This window comes from Streptomyces xanthochromogenes, assembly GCF_014650455.1.
Lineage (GTDB): Bacteria > Actinomycetota > Actinomycetes > Streptomycetales > Streptomycetaceae > Streptomyces > Streptomyces xanthochromogenes.
Genome location: NZ_BMUZ01000001.1, coordinates 285,394 through 299,463 on the forward strand (window position 1 = coordinate 285,394; position 14,070 = coordinate 299,463).

Sequence of the window (14,070 nt, forward strand, 5' to 3'; positions counted from 1 at the left end):
GATCGTCCGTCCCTCCCTCCTTCTAACCATGCAGAGGCAGCTCGAACCACACGGTCTTGCCCGTTCTGCCACGACGGGTCCCCCAGCGCCGGGCGGAACAGGCCACGAGCTGCATGCCCCGGCCCCCTTCGTCGTCGATTCCGGCGGTGCGTTCGACGGGCGGATCCGGAAGGGGATCGGACACCTCCACCAGCAGGGTGGCGCCGTCGAGCCGTGCGAGCCGGACGCCGATGGGCCCCTCGGCGTACCGCAGGGAGTTGGTCACCAGCTCGCTGACCAGGAGAACCGCCACGTCCACGGTCCCGTGGTCGAGCTCCCAGCCGCGCAGGGCGTCCCGGACGGCGTGCCTCGCGGTCCGTACGGCCCCCGGTTCAGCAGGGAAGGTCCACTCGGCGCACTCGCCCGAGGTGTCGATCACGCCGATCACCCGCATCCGATGGTTCGGGGGGTTTGAAAACGATTAATAGGCACATACCCGATATTTGGTACGCCCTATCCCCAACTGGGGCGGATGGCGGCACTAACGGCGCAATGCCCGCAGGATTCGCATGGCTTCGGCGACCGCCGGGCGGTCCTGCGGCAGCCAGTCGACGGCGTCGGCCTCCTCGGGGGCCAGCCAGCGCAGTTCGTCGTGGTCCTGGAGCGGGCGGGGTTCGCCGTAGAGCAGCTTCGCGGTCCAGGCGTGCAGCACGAGGCCGGGCCGCAGCGGCCACTCCCCCGCGATCCTTTCCAGCGGTTCGGTCTCGATGCCGAGTTCCTCGCGGAGTTCGCGCACGAGGGCCTCCTGAGCGCTCTCGCCCTGCTCCACCTTGCCGCCGGGCAGTTCCCAGCGGCCGGCCAGCTCGGGCGGGGCGCTGCGGCGGGCGGCCAGCAGGCGCCCCCGGTCGTACACGGCTCCGGCCACCACGACGGTCTCGTTCATGCGCCGGAGCGTAACGCGCGGCCGTCGCACGGCCCCATCGCGCTTGACGGGGGAGGCTGTTCAGGGGCTGCGCGGCCGCTACTGCTGGGCGGGGGCGCCGATCCGCTCGACCCAGTAGAGCTGCTTGTGCCCGCGGTCGTCGAGGCTGTCCGCGATGCGCTGCGCCTCGGCCTGCGTGGCGTACTTGCCGACGCGGTACTGGTTGCCGTTGTCGTCCTGGCGTATCACCAGCCAGGCGAGCACAGCACCACTGTCGTTCATCGCATCCCTCCCGGCATCGGCGTGCAGGTCAGTAAGCATCCACAGGAAACCGCAATCCGCATATGCCCGAGCCTACGCCTGACCTTTACTCAGCGGATACGTGTTTGCACAAAGAGATACGAATTCGGTCATCGGCCGCAGATACGAGAGGGGGCGCACCCGATGGGTGCGCCCCCTTGGTCCCGCCGGGGTCCTCCGGCGGCTCCGGCCGTCGGCCGTGTTACTTCACGGGCAGGTGGTACGCGATGCGATAGCGGTCGGCCGGCACCACCACATCGGCCGTCTCCACGGCGAGGCCCGAGGCGTAATAGGTCCGCTCGATGACGAGGACGGCATGGCCCGGCACGCCGCCGAGCGCCAGGAGCTCCTCCGCAAGCCCCGGGCGCGCGCCGACCTCCTCGACCACGTTGTCCACCACGATGTCGATCGCGGCCATCCGCTCGACCACCCCGCACCCGCCGAGCGGCCCCTCCTCCGGCAGCATCACCGGGCTGCGGCCGGTGACCGCAAGCGGCTCCCAGGAGGTGGACAGCATCATCTGTTCCCCCGCGTCCCGGAACACGTACCGCGTCCGCATCACGCGGTCGCCGGTGTCGATGCCGAGGCGCTTGGCGATCTCGGGGGTCGCCTCCTCCTGTTCGCTGCGCGACTCCCAGGTCCCGCGCGCGGCCTCCTCCGCCTGCTCCTGCCGGAACGGGCTCGCGCCCTTCGTGGGCCGGTAGCCGGAACGCGCGACCCGGCGCGGCACCGGGCGCTCGCGCACATAGGTGCCGGAGCCGGACCGGCCCTCCACCAGGCCCTCCGCCATCAGCACCTTGCGCGCCTCCAGGGCGACGGTGTCCGAAACCCCGTACTCCTCACGAATCCTGGCCTGCGAGGGAAGGCGGGTGTGTGGCGGCAGCGAACCACTCACGATCTTCTGCCTCAGATCGCTGGCTACGCGCAAATAGGCCGGCTGCTCACCGAATGTCACGGGCCACTCCCATCAGGTTGACAGACTGCAACAGCGTGGCAACCGTGGGTTGGCGACCGCAAGCAAAGGCCAAACATTCACTCGAAGTGATGAAGCCCCTTTACCCAGGGCGAACCCGCGGTACAGCGGGTACGTTCTGCCCGGCCCGGAACCCTCTCAGACGCTTTTGGAACCATCGCTTCCGGAACCGCCGACGCTGCCGGACCCACCCGAGCCGCCTGACCCGCCGCCGGAGCGGTCGTCGGTGGACGGCGGAGTGGTGGCGAGGCCGAGCGCATCGCGCGCGGAGATCTCCACCGACTGCTTCATCGCCTTGTCCGCCGCCCCGGAGTGCAGATAGAAGGAGTCCGCGTCCAGCGAGGAGGCCGCCTTCCGCCACTCCTTCTGCGCGGTCTTCATGCCGTCGGTGTACGCCCGCACGGACGGGGACAGCCGGGCGGGCCAGCTGTGCGCGGTCAGCCCCTCGACCTCCGCGTCCATGGTCCCGGACACCTGGCTCGCCCACTTCTGGAACGCGGGCAGGTCGTCCTCGACCCGGTCCGCGTCGGGCGCCTTCGCCATCACGCGGTCGACGCCGTTGACCGCGTCCAGGAACGCGACCTGGTCGGCGTCGAGTGTCGAGGCATCGTTGCGGACCGACCCTTCGAGCTTGACGCTCTCCGAGGCGAACGCACACGTGACCGTGTGGTCGCCGAGGCCCCAGCTCTTCGGGCTCGGCGTGTAGTAGTAGGGCCCGGCCTCGGCAGGCACCTTCCACCGGTCCATGGCGTACGCCTGCTCGATGCCCCAGCAACGCTCGTCGGCCTGGGTGGAGATGGCGCTCTCGCCCGGGTAGGCCGTGCCGGTCAGCCGGAACGAGCCGGACACCTCGGCGTCGTGCTTGCCGGCGCACGGCACGATCTTCACGGAGACGACCTCGCGCTCCAGCTTGCCGCCCGGCACGTCGAAGCAGTCGCCCTTGCGCAGGTCGAGGGTGTTGCGCGAACGGCTGACGCCTTCGTTCCAGCCGTCCTTGAAGTCCCGCCAGCCGCTGCTGAGTCCACCCGTCACGATCGAGACCACGAGCAGGATGGTGCTGATGGTCGAGAGCACCACACCGGCGACGGCCATGCCCTTGCCGCGCAGCCCCTTCTTCTTGATCCGGCCGAGGGCGAACACACCCAGGACCAGACCGAGCGGGGGTATGCAGCACACGATGCCGGTGACGAGGGAGCCGATGGCGAGCCCGCTCACGGGCGGCTGCTGGGGCACCTGCGGATACGGGTACCAGGGCCCGCCGGTCATCGGCTGCCCCGGATATGCCCCGGGCGCCTGATGGGGCGCCGGCCAGCCGTACCCCTGCCCCGGTTGCGGCTGCTGAGGCTGCCCGGGCGCGGGCGGCGGCGGTATTTCCACGGGTACGGTGCTCCTCATCGAACTGCGGCGAACTGTTGCGCGAATGCGCATCGTACGCGGGCGGACACAGGGGATCGGGGGGCGGGATGACGTCGAAGGGTGCCGCTATCGCGGCGGCGAACGCCCTGACAACACGATGGGCGCGGGAGCACACGGGCACGGACAACACCGTGTTCTCGGCCGTCGCGGTCTGGCCGCTCCTGGCCCTCCTCGCGGCCGGTGCGCACGGCCCCGCGCGCGCCGAACTGGCGGACGCCGTGGGCCTGCGCCCCGAGGAGGCGGCCGCCGGGGCCCGCGCGCTCCTGTCCCACGTCCACGCGCTGCCCGGCGTGCACACGGCGGCCGGGCTGTGGACGAGGCGCACGCTGGAGCTGCGGCCCGACTGGTCGGCCCAACTGCCGCCGGGCACCCATGGCGTGCTCACCGACGACCCCGCGCAGGACCGCGAGGCCCTGGACGCCTGGGCATCGCAGCACACGGACGGGCTGATCACGTCCATGCCGGTCACACCAAACGGGGAGACCCGGCTGGTCCTCGCGGCGGCCCAGGCGGTACGGACGCGATGGCTGCGGCCGTTCCAGGAAGGCGCTGCCCAGCCGGAGTCCGGCCCCTGGGCCGGTCGCGAACTGGTCGCCCTGCATCGCCGCACCGCCCTGCTCGACCGGGTCGCCGTGGCCCACACCGGCCACGGCCCGCTGACCGTCCTGAAGGTGCTCGGCGATACCGGCGTCGACGTTCATCTACTGCTGGGCGAAAGAGACTTGACGGCCAGTCAAGTATTGACGAGTGGCCTGGACGTCCTGGCGGGGCGCTGCCCTGCCGTGCCCGGCGACCGGCTGCCGGACGGTGCGGCGGGGCCCGGCCTGACGGTCGGCAACGTCCGCAGCACATCGCGCGATCCCGAACTGGACGTGACCGCAACGCCGTTCGACCTCCGGGCCGAGCACGACCTGCTGACCTCGGCTCGGCTGTTCGGTCTGGAGACGGCGACGGACTCCCGCACCCGCCACTTCGACGGCATCAGCCCGGACCCGCTCGCCCTCGGCTCGGCGCGCCAGGCAGCCACGGCCACCTTCACCGAACTGGGCTTCCGCGCGGGGTCGGTGACCGCCCTTGAGGTGGCGGCAGTCGGCCTCCCGCCCCGCCCGCGCTACTCGGTGCGCAGAGTCGAGGCGACCTTCGACCGCCCCTTCGGCTTCCTCGCCGTGCACCGCACCTCGCGCCTGGTCCTCACCGCGGGCTGGGTCGCCGAGCCCGTCCCGCTTCCGCCGTGGGACGAGTCCGAGTGGCAGGGCGGTCACGGACCTCGATCCTCTTCCTGACCAGGCCGAAGAATCCCTGGTCAGACCCCTTTCCCGGACGCATCCATACCGTCCGTAATCGCTTGAAATGCGATGTGTGTCCCCCCGTGCCACGCTGGTCGAGGCCCGGAGGAGCCGAGGGAACAGCCCCGGCTCCCCGCCCCCTCACACCCCAGTAGGAGTGAACCCAGATGGGCATCAAGGACCAGTTCCAGGACAAGGCGCGCGACCTGCAGGACAAGGCCAAGGACGCCATGGGCGACAAGCGCGACGAGGCGTCGGAGCGCGCGCAGCAGGCCCAGGACAAGGGCCGGGACGCCGCGCAGGAGCAGCAGGACAAGTTCGACATGGACTACGACGCCTGACGCGACGCGCTCCCAGACGGAAGCGGCGCACCTGCGGCACCGGGTGCGCCGCTTCCGTGCGTGCGACACCGGGTGCGTCGGGATTCGTGCGTACGGCACCGGATGCGCCAGGGTTCGTGCGCGCGGCACCGGGTGCGACCTTTCCGTGGGTACGGCACCGGATGCGCCCGGATTCGTACGCGCGGCACCGGGTGCCCCGTGGCCGGAAGAGTTTCGGCTCACGTCGGTGTCGAATCCGCAGTGGTCCGCGGGGGCCGCGGCCAATTGGTCTGGCATCGACGGCGGGCCCGCTGATTTGCTGATCCCGGCCGAGTGATCCGTATCGGCGGAAAGGGCCAACCATCCCTGCCCACATGGGAGTTCACCATGCCGGAATCCGGCACCATCGGTGTGCGCGTCACCGATACGGCGCTGCCGCACCACGACCCCCTCGACCTGTACGTACGGCTGCGGGAAATCCTGGACGCCGATGACGTATTCCTCTTCGAGAGCGTGGACGGCGCGGACCAGGACCGCCGCTGGGCCGTCGTCGGCTTCGGGCGGCTCGCCGAGATCCGGGTGCACGACGGCTATCTGGAGATCGACGGGGCCGCGCGGATCGCCGAGGCACTGGCCGGGCGGGCCGTGGCAGCCGGGATGGCGGACCACACGGTGGCGGCCGGGACACACCGGCTCGCCTTCGGCTCGGCGGACCGGATGTGGGAGCTGCTTTCCGCGGCGGGGACGCTGTTCGAGGTGACGTCGGATGTCCCGGCGACGGCGTACGCGTTCGGGTTCCTGACGACGTTCGCGTACGAGTCGGCCTGGCACATGGAGTCGCTGCCCCGGCGCACCAAGGAGGCGGGCGGCCCCGACATCACGCTCACGCTCTTCCGCGACACCGTCTGGTACGACCTGGCCGACGGTTCGGTGCGTCAACTTGCCGCGCGGAGCGCCGCGTTCGCCGACCGGCCGAGGCGCGCCGATCCCGCAGCGGGCGCGGGATTCGCGCCGGACGCGGGATCCGTGTGGGGCGCGCGGAACGACGGTGACCGCGCCGCCGTGCCGCAGGCGCCCGCGCCGCTCTCCGTGCGCGACAGTGTGAGCCGCGAAACCTTCCTCGGCTGGGCCGAGCGCTGCCTGGAACACATCCGGGTCGGCGACATCTACCAGATCCAGATCGGCCACCGCATCGACGTACGAACGGAGTTGACGCCCGTCGACGTCTACCGGAGGCTGCGTGCCCGCAACCCCTCGCCGTACATGTACCTGATGCCGCGCGCCGGACGCACCCTCATCGGGGCCAGCCCCGAGCTGTTCTACCGGATCGAGGGCGACGAGATCACGATGCGCCCCATCGCGGGCACCGCCCGCCGCTGTGCGGACCCGGAGGAGAACGCACGCCGCGTCAAGGAGATGCGCGAGAGCACCAAGGAGCAGGCCGAGCACATCATGCTGGTCGACCTGTGCCGCAACGACATAGGGCGGGTGACGCGGCCCAGCACCCAGCCGGTGGACCGGCTGATGGCAGTGGAGACGTACTCGCACGTGTTCCATCTCGTGTCGACGGTCACCGGTCGCCTGGAGCCGGGCGTCGACACCTGGCGGGCGCTGCGCGCCACCTTCCCGGCCGGCACCATGACGGGCGCCCCGAAGGTGCGCGCCATGGAGATCATCGACGCCCTTGAGCAGGAGCGGCGCGGCAGTTACGCGGGCGCGGTGGGCCTCGTCGACGTACGCGGCTGGACCGAACTGGCGCTGACCATCCGGACCGTGGAGTACGACGGCGAGACGTACTCCACGCAGAGCTCGGCGGGCATGGTGGCCCAGTCGGAGCCCGAGTCGGAGTGGCGCGAGACGCTGGCCAAGATGGGCGCCGCCTACTGGGCGCTCACCGGTGAGGAGCTGTCGTCATGAGGGAAGCCGGAGCGCGCGGCGCGGCGGAGGACGGGGTCGGCATGAAGGTGCTGCTGATCGACGCGTACGACAGCTTCGTGCACATCATCGACCAGTATCTGCGCACCCTCGGGGCGCGCACGGAGGTCGTGCGGTCCCTGACGCTCTCGCCCGACGGGCTGGCCGCCCGCGAGCCCGACGCGGTGGTGCTCGGGCCCGGGCCCGGCCATCCGGCGCAGTCCGGCCACGTGGAGCTCGTGCACCGGTTCGCGGGGCGGGTACCGCTGCTCGGGGTGTGCCTGGGCCACCAGGCGATCGCGCTCGCGCACGGCGGCCGGATCGAGGTCGCGGAGCAGGTGATGCACGGGCGGACCAGCACGGTCCGGCACGACGGGGCCGGCCTCTTCGAGGGGCTCGGCCACACCCTGGAGGTGACCCGCTACCACTCGCTGATCGTGGCGGAGCCGCTGCCCGAAGACCTGGTCCCGACGGCCGTCGCCGTTGACCACGGCTATCTGATGGGCCTGCGCCACCGCACGCTGCCCGTCGAGGGCGTGCAGTTCCACCCCGAGTCCATCACGACCACGGGCGGTCTCGCCATGCTGGACAACTTCCTTGTTTCGGCCGCACGTTGGCGTTCCGGGACCGGCCTCGTACGGACCTGATCCCGTCCGGCGGGCGTGGGCCCGATCCGCGTACGGCCCGGCGAGGACGCCGTCCCCGAAGTCCCTGGCGCGGGCCCGCATCGGGCATCTTCAGCCGGTCGGGCCGGTCGGGCCGGTCAATATGGGCCGCGCGATCGATATGGGCCGCGCGATCGGTATGGGCCGCGCGATCGTCGTCAGCCGGTCATGGGGGTCTCCCCGGCCCTTGCTTGCCGGGGGAGGTCCGGGGAAATCTGGGGACGAGCGCCGCTCAGGTGCGAACGGGGGTGCCGGGGGCCGGGGCCGTTGCGGGGGTTCGCGGGGCCGCGCCCTTCGGCGGCGTGGCGCTCGCCCCGGTCGAGGAGCGTGAGCAGCGGCCCCGTCATGGCCGTCGTGGTCAGCGCCATGACGATCAGCGCGAGGGCGAGGGGCCCGGTCAGGATTCCCGCGCTCAACCCGGCCTGCAGGACAACGAGTTCGGTGAGACCACGGGTGTTCATGAGGACGGCGACCCGGCGGGCGGTCGCCCGGCCGTGGCCGCCGCGGCGCGCCCCCAGATAGCCCCCGAGGCCCTTGCCGAGGCAGCCGAGTACGAGGGCCGCGGCGATCAGCTGCCAGGAGGTGTCGGCGAGCGAGCCGGTGAGCACGGTGATCCCGGTGACCACGAAGAAGGCGGGCGCAAGGACCGCACCGGCCCGCGAGACGGAGGCCACCGCGCCCTCCCAGGGCGCGCTCCGGGAGGGCGCGCCCTCACCTCCCGGGACCGAGAAGCCGACCAGGGCGGCACCGAGGATCGCCGTCATGCCGAGGCGGTCCATGGCGATCGCGACGACGACGGCCACCGCGCCGAGGAGCACCGCCGCGGTGCGCGGCAGCCGTACGCAGACGGCCTTGGCGGCCCGGGTGCGCAGCCCGTAGCGGACGGCGAGTGCGCACAGCACGCCGCACCCGAGCGCCCGCACCGAGTGCAGCAGGCCTTGGAGACTCCCCCTGCCGAGGCCGATGGCGAGGGTCAGGAGCAGCCAGCCGACCCCGTCGATGACGACGGCCGCGCCCAGCGCGGTCTGCCCGGCCCGCGAGCGCGTCATGCCGCGGTCGGCCAGAATCCGCGCCATGACAGGCACGGCGGTGATGGACATCGACACCGCGACCATGAGGAGGAACGCCGGCAGCGGGGCGCTGCCGCGCGCCGCGCGGTCATCGGTGAGCAGCACCAGACCGGACAGGAGCAGCCCGGTGACGAGCGGCACCCCCAGGGCCCCGACCACCACCCAGCGGGTGCCGCCGCGCCGCGGCCCGCCCCCGGCTTCCGCCCCCAGCCTGTGGGCGAGGCCCGGCCCGTGGGCGGCACCCAACTCGCGGACAGGGCCCAGCCTGTGGGCGAGACCGACCAGGAAGAGCACGAGGCCGGCCTGCGCGATGAGCTTCACGCCGTCGAACACGGGGCCCGGCAGGAGGGCGTTCAGGGTGCCACGGCCGAACAGGGCGATCACGGCAGGCCCGGAGAGCAGCCCGACCACTATCTCCCCGATGACCGCGGGCTGGCGCAGCGCCCGGGCGAGGGCCCGCCCCGCCAGGGCGAGCAGCAGGATGACGGCGAGCGCCACCAGGACGTGGCCGACGCGCGGGGTGTCCCCGAGGAAGCTGAGCGTTTCCATGACGTGGTCCCCCGTCGTGGGCCCGGTGCTGCGGAGCGAGGCGTTCGCCTGCCTCGGGCAGTGTCTCCGCCGGCCACCGCGTCGAGCCTGCGCAGCCCACGGCCCCGAATCTCCGCCGGCCGCCTCCTTCTGGGCACCGACTGCCGTGAACTCCCTTGCCACGGGCCCGAACAGGACGGGCGTGGGTGCCGGCTCCCCCTCGATTCCGCCCATATGGAACGGAACGCACATGTCCAAGTCGACGGACGGACTGTGGCAGTACGCGGCCGCACGGGGGCTCGGGGGCCCGGGTCCTCAACTCAGCCAGCGTCCCCCGCTCGCACAAATCCCAGCACGGGCGGCCCATCCCGTCCCAGCACGATCTCAGCACGGCAGGGATGAGCAGGGGCGGTGACAGGTGACGAGGGGTCAGCCATCCCAGCACCGTCCCAGCACGGGAAAAACGAAGGGCCCGACCCCGAAGAGTCGGACCCCTTCTGACCTGGACGTTTGCCAGATCAGTGACGTGGTAATACGCCGGCCGCTACACGTTGAAGCGGAATCCGTAGTACAGAGCTCCCACCTGCAAAAACGCGGGTTTCGAAGGGGGCATCCCAGCACCATCCCAGCACGGGTGCTCGATCCCAACACCACGCCGGCCAGGCCGCCCTCGTACGCCTACGCAGCTGGAGCGTCAGCTCTCCAGTTCGCCTCCTCCGACGGCAGGGACGCCGCATCCGGGGGCGCGGGCCGCATGGCGCGCTGCAGTACCTCCCGGCAACGGTCCCACGCGCTGGGCAGCAGATGCCCATAGATGTCGACCGTCGTCTTGACCGAACGGTGCCCGAGCCAGCGCGAGACCTCATGGATCGGCACACCGTTAGCCAGAGCAGTGGAGGCGAAGAAGTGCCGCAGGCTCCGGGGCGTGTACTTGGCATTGCCGTCCAGATCGACAAGGCCGGCCGAGAGGCACGCCTTTTTGAACTGGTAGCCGTAGGACGCGATGGACGGCATCACGCCAGCGCCAGGCTGACGTGGAGCAAAGAAGGTCTCGAGCCGAATCTGTTTCCCCTTCTGCCCAGTGAAGACGAGGGGCACCGGCTTCCACTTCAGGAGGTGCGCGTCGATCTCCTGCTCAACGAACAGGGCGGTTGGGACGTCTCGGCACTCCTTCTCCAGCCGATGCTTGAGCGGCGCGAAGGGTCTCGGGCAGTCCTCACGGTGCGCCTTGGCACTGACCTGCCATCGAATCCTGACGTAGCCAGGCCGCCTGCACTCGGTGGAGAAGGCCAGGGCTTCGCTAGGACGCTGGCCTGTGCCGGACTGAAGGTAGACGGTGAGGCGGAAATGTGGCGCGATGTGCGCAGCAATCAGATGCACGTCGGCCGACGTCGGGACTTCGTCCTCGTCCACCGCCACAGCCTCCCTACGGGAAATACGGATGCCCCGGGCAGGGTTATCCGTGACGCGCTTGTCGGCGACGGCCGCCTCCATGATGGCGGCCACCATCACCATGCGGTCATTGACAGTCGCTGCAGCCAGCCCCGCACCGCCTCGGTAGATGTCCTTGACGAACCTCTCAAAGTCCCGCCGCGTCAGCCCAGCCAGGGACCTACAGCCGAGGCGCGGCACGAGATGGTTGCGGATGAACCCATCGTAGTTGCGACGGGTCCCTTCACCGATGACTCGTCGCTCAAGCCAATCCTCAGCCCAGATCGACAACGCCATGGCACCGCGCGCCGGATCCACAAAGACATGAGCCTTCTTGTCCTTCTCCACACCAGCGGCGAAGGCGTCCGCACCGTCGAGGCCGATCCTCCGCAGAAACGACTTCTCCCGCTGCCGCCCACTCCTGCCGCCTGGCTCCCGATACCGCACGGTCCACGCGTGACCGCATCTTGGGCGCATGCAGGGGTAGTTCCGATCGCGGATATCCCGCTTGCACCGCTGGAAGACGCTCGCCACCCAAGCCCCCGATCTGCAGCCGGACCCAGCACATGAGATCGTCGCCAGCGCCGCACCACGGGACAAGAGGCTTGTCACTAATCCGCTCGTTTCAGCGAACGTGACCCTTCGATCCAGGGCGGACCAACGGCCTTGCTGGTCTCGACGGTCTCCTCGACGCCGGGGGCACCGCGGCCTGCGGAGTGGCGGGGTGTACGAGTCAGAAGGCTCCAGCCGCCCGACACCAACCTGGATCGACGAAAGTCTGGGTCGCTACACCCAACCTGGTTGGTTACAGGGAGCCCACCGAGCCGCGACTGTCTTGCCCTGTGGGGCCTTTGCAATAGAGGTCGTCGGCTGCCAGTGTCCGGTACGTGATGCCTTCACAGCTGTTAAGGTCTACGGCGCACCGGCTTTCCGCCTCATCCTCCAAGTAGGCCCGGACCATGCGTGCGCCACCGCGCTTACGCTGCCTCTCGACGCTATATGTCACATCGGAGATCGCGCGATTGGCCTCGATGGCGTAGCGCTTCCCCAGCTCGAAGAGCCTGAAGTGGTTCTTGACTCGCGCGATGAGCGTGGCATCCCAGAATGCCGGCGGGCTGACAAAGAAGCGGAGCCGCACCGTGCCCGAATCGTGGACCGATCGCGCATCCAACCAGCCTTCTTGGGAGATCCGATCGAGATATGGATGCAGGAGCGTGTTCTCGGCGCTGTCCGGCCGCCTGTTCCCCTTGATCAAATTGCATCGCTCGCAGACGGGGACAAGGTTGAGCGGATCGACACACAGCACGGGGAAATGACTCTTCGGCATAAAGTGGTCAAGTTGACGAACGGTGCCCTGCCTGCACAAGGGGCACCGTTCGTTGGGCGGAGCGGCCATCAACTCGTCACGTATGACCCGCCCCCCGACGGTCTGCATGCCGTTCTCGTAGGCCCAATCTACGAAGGCGCCGTCGGCGATCTCGGGAACCTTGAAGCACTTCGGGTCAAGTTCATGCAGATTCCTCGCAGCAACAGCCTCACGAAGCGTCTGGCCAGCCCTCTGAACAGTATCTGCCGCATTAAGCAGCCGCTCGCGCCGCTCTTCTGCCTTGGTACCAGCGACACATGCCTGGTAGCTGTCACTGGCCTTTCGCATGGGAACCTTCAGGGGCCACATCAAAGGGGACCGTCCGTCTTCTCCGCAAGAAGAACCCGGACCAACCCCTTTGCCTCTCCGCCGAGCTTGCCGTCGAAGTAGGCAACAATCTCTTCATATGTGTCCAGCGCCGCCACAGCTTTGCCGATTTCGGCATAGAAGCCGGACTCCATCACCTCCAGCCCAAACACCTCATGGGTCAGCACGCCCACGTTCTCTCCGTACGTCTCAATCAGCGGGCGCTCGGAGCGGCTGCTCTCGCCCTGGCGTATGAGCTTGTAGACGCTGGACTGGGGCACCGTCTGGAGTACGACGGGCGAGTGTGTAGCAACTACAGCCACCCCGTTGCGCGCGGACAACAGGTTAGACAGCGCCTGCATGAAGGAAGCCAGCAGCGGCGGATGCAGATGGGCTTCGGGCTCATCCACTAGGACTAGGGACTGCTCAGCCACGAGATGCACGAGCTGTGTCATGGTCAGCGTCACGATCGCGTGACCTGAGCTCATCCGCCCGAAGGCAGAAGTCAGGTCCCGTACGTGGGATTCCGTAACTCTCATGCCGGCTCGTATGTCGCGGGCGTAGGCCGCGATGGCGGAGTTCGCAAACTGAGGGTCACGGCTCAACAACATCATGGCCTCGCGCCAGCGCATGAGGTCCCGCGAGTTGATGACGGCATGGATTCCAGCGTTGAAGTCCGCTTGCAGTCTTTGCTTCTGGGTTCCGGTGGGCAGATCATCGAGCGAGGTGCCTTGGAGGCCAACATAGGTGTACTTCACTGCCTGGGGATCACTCTCCTCGACCACTTCGACGAAGGGATCGAAGGCACTGAAGGTGACCGAGACCACGTTCACGAACGGCTCGCCAGTTGCGGACGTGGAGGTTGGGAGCACATCCACGAGGCCGAATTCCGCGTGCCTCTCGGGCCAAACGACTGCAGCGGCAAGATTCCGCAGCAGGGTCGTCTTGCCAACTCCATTGCGACCGATGAGAACGTGAATGTTGCTGGACGGCGTGGAGTCAGGATTGACCTCGAAGTCGAGAAGGCTCTCAGTCCTGTTTCCCGGTGCGACGTAGCGGAACCGGTACTCGGTCAGCCGGACTCCGCCGCGTGCAATCCGATTGAACTGGGTCCTGACCGTCTGTTCTTGGATCGTCCGCAGCAGTGATGATCGTGCCACTGGGTACTGCACCGCGCGGTCCAGAAGGTCAGGGTTGTAGGCCACGTCAGAGAGCCCGCGAAGGATTACTTCGCGCCTTTCGTGTCCAAGCTTCTTGATGTTGTCGTAGTAGCGATCACTCTGCCCGAGCGAGAAGAGTTCACCCGGTGGCGAACCATCGTAGACCCCAGCACGGATGGGGCTGGGACCGTCTTCCTGCCCAGCGACGGCGACCTTGACGAAACCCAGGTTCGTCTGCGTCTGCGAGTCTCTGTACCAAAGCGTGTAGCCGGTGCGGAAGCCGAAGTCATCCCAGTCATCGGCTACTAGGACCACAGCCTCGGGGCCTGGGAGCACCGGCGTGTCTTGGGGCAGGATAATGAACTTCACCCGGTCGAGCCTCCGGTTCTGTGGCGGACACCCGCACTACGTTCGAACTAAGTTTGGACCCTATC

13 protein-coding genes are annotated in these 14,070 nt (G+C 69.0%); 4 read left to right on the forward strand and 9 right to left on the reverse strand.

Annotation, left to right across the window (positions count from 1 at the left end; translation table 11 throughout):
• Positions 1-22 precede the first annotated feature (22 nt).
• The 5 genes from IE267_RS01265 to IE267_RS01285 all read right to left on the reverse strand — a co-directional run bounded on the left by IE267_RS01265 (position 23) and on the right by IE267_RS01285 (position 3,440).
• Positions 23-427: an ATP-binding protein gene (locus IE267_RS01265; protein ID WP_161246807.1), complete on the reverse strand. Its 405-nt coding sequence runs from the start codon at positions 425-427 to the stop codon at positions 23-25.
• A 93-nt stretch (positions 428-520) separates the two neighbouring features.
• A complete protein-coding gene (locus tag IE267_RS01270; protein WP_189761903.1) occupies positions 521-922 on the reverse strand; it encodes a (deoxy)nucleoside triphosphate pyrophosphohydrolase in 402 nt (133 codons plus the stop codon).
• Positions 923-1,000: 78 nt separating this feature from the next.
• Complete coding sequence (locus IE267_RS01275) at positions 1,001-1,183, reverse strand: SPOR domain-containing protein (RefSeq protein ID WP_161251913.1); 183 nt, start codon at positions 1,181-1,183, stop codon at positions 1,001-1,003.
• Between the two features lie 220 nt (positions 1,184-1,403).
• Positions 1,404-2,156, reverse strand: a complete 753-nt coding sequence (locus tag IE267_RS01280) for a GntR family transcriptional regulator (protein ID WP_161251915.1) — start codon at positions 2,154-2,156, stop codon at positions 1,404-1,406.
• Positions 2,157-2,312: 156 nt separating this feature from the next.
• Positions 2,313-3,440: a DUF4190 domain-containing protein gene (locus IE267_RS01285; protein WP_189761904.1), complete on the reverse strand. Its 1,128-nt coding sequence runs from the start codon at positions 3,438-3,440 to the stop codon at positions 2,313-2,315.
• A gap of 197 nt (positions 3,441-3,637) precedes the next feature.
• Between IE267_RS01285 and IE267_RS01290 the strand changes: the two genes are divergently transcribed.
• The 4 genes from IE267_RS01290 (at position 3,638) to IE267_RS01305 (ending at position 7,757) form a co-directional block, all read left to right on the forward strand.
• The gene (locus IE267_RS01290) at positions 3,638-4,873 is read left to right on the forward strand and encodes a serpin family protein (RefSeq protein ID WP_189761905.1); all 1,236 of its coding nucleotides are present in this window, start codon (positions 3,638-3,640) and stop codon (positions 4,871-4,873) included.
• A 170-nt stretch (positions 4,874-5,043) separates the two neighbouring features.
• Positions 5,044-5,217: a hypothetical protein gene (locus tag IE267_RS01295; protein ID WP_167157253.1), complete on the forward strand. Its 174-nt coding sequence runs from the start codon at positions 5,044-5,046 to the stop codon at positions 5,215-5,217.
• Positions 5,218-5,583: 366 nt separating this feature from the next.
• On the forward strand, positions 5,584-7,113 hold the full coding sequence (locus IE267_RS01300) for an anthranilate synthase component I family protein (RefSeq protein WP_189761906.1): 1,530 nt from the start codon (positions 5,584-5,586) through the stop codon (positions 7,111-7,113).
• 41 nt (positions 7,114-7,154) lie between these two features.
• The gene (locus tag IE267_RS01305) at positions 7,155-7,757 is read left to right on the forward strand and encodes an anthranilate synthase component II (RefSeq protein WP_189762140.1); all 603 of its coding nucleotides are present in this window, start codon (positions 7,155-7,157) and stop codon (positions 7,755-7,757) included.
• Between the two features lie 176 nt (positions 7,758-7,933).
• Here the strand turns inward: IE267_RS01305 and IE267_RS01310 are convergent, their stop codons facing one another.
• The 4 genes from IE267_RS01310 to IE267_RS01325 all read right to left on the reverse strand — a co-directional run bounded on the left by IE267_RS01310 (position 7,934) and on the right by IE267_RS01325 (position 14,005).
• A complete protein-coding gene (locus tag IE267_RS01310; RefSeq protein ID WP_189761907.1) occupies positions 7,934-9,394 on the reverse strand; it encodes a cation:proton antiporter in 1,461 nt (486 codons plus the stop codon).
• Between the two features lie 657 nt (positions 9,395-10,051).
• Positions 10,052-11,152 carry a tyrosine-type recombinase/integrase gene (locus IE267_RS01315; RefSeq protein WP_229860553.1) on the reverse strand — a complete coding sequence of 367 codons (1,101 nt, stop codon included), beginning with the start codon at positions 11,150-11,152 and terminating at the stop codon, positions 10,052-10,054.
• A gap of 457 nt (positions 11,153-11,609) precedes the next feature.
• The gene (locus IE267_RS01320) at positions 11,610-12,458 is read right to left on the reverse strand and encodes an HNH endonuclease (protein WP_189761908.1); all 849 of its coding nucleotides are present in this window, start codon (positions 12,456-12,458) and stop codon (positions 11,610-11,612) included.
• A 20-nt stretch (positions 12,459-12,478) separates the two neighbouring features.
• A complete protein-coding gene (locus IE267_RS01325) occupies positions 12,479-14,005 on the reverse strand; it encodes an ATP-dependent nuclease (RefSeq protein ID WP_189761909.1) in 1,527 nt (508 codons plus the stop codon).
• Positions 14,006-14,070: the final 65 nt, after the last annotated feature.

Excerpts from the sequence above, each read along its gene's own strand:
- IE267_RS01270 (WP_189761903.1), bottom strand. The coding sequence starts at position 922 with ATGAACGAGACCGTCGTGGTGGCCGGAGCCGTGTACGACCGGGGGCGC.
- IE267_RS01275 (WP_161251913.1), bottom strand. The coding sequence starts at position 1,183 with ATGAACGACAGTGGTGCTGTGCTCGCCTGGCTGGTGATACGCCAGGAC.
- IE267_RS01285 (WP_189761904.1), bottom strand. The coding sequence starts at position 3,440 with ATGACCGGCGGGCCCTGGTACCCGTATCCGCAGGTGCCCCAGCAGCCG.
- IE267_RS01290 (WP_189761905.1), top strand. The coding sequence starts at position 3,638 with ATGACGTCGAAGGGTGCCGCTATCGCGGCGGCGAACGCCCTGACAACA.
- IE267_RS01295 (WP_167157253.1), top strand. The coding sequence starts at position 5,044 with ATGGGCATCAAGGACCAGTTCCAGGACAAGGCGCGCGACCTGCAGGAC.
- IE267_RS01300 (WP_189761906.1), top strand. The coding sequence starts at position 5,584 with ATGCCGGAATCCGGCACCATCGGTGTGCGCGTCACCGATACGGCGCTG.
- IE267_RS01305 (WP_189762140.1), top strand. The coding sequence starts at position 7,155 with ATGAAGGTGCTGCTGATCGACGCGTACGACAGCTTCGTGCACATCATC.
- IE267_RS01310 (WP_189761907.1), bottom strand. The coding sequence starts at position 9,394 with ATGGAAACGCTCAGCTTCCTCGGGGACACCCCGCGCGTCGGCCACGTC.
- IE267_RS01320 (WP_189761908.1), bottom strand. The coding sequence starts at position 12,458 with ATGCGAAAGGCCAGTGACAGCTACCAGGCATGTGTCGCTGGTACCAAG.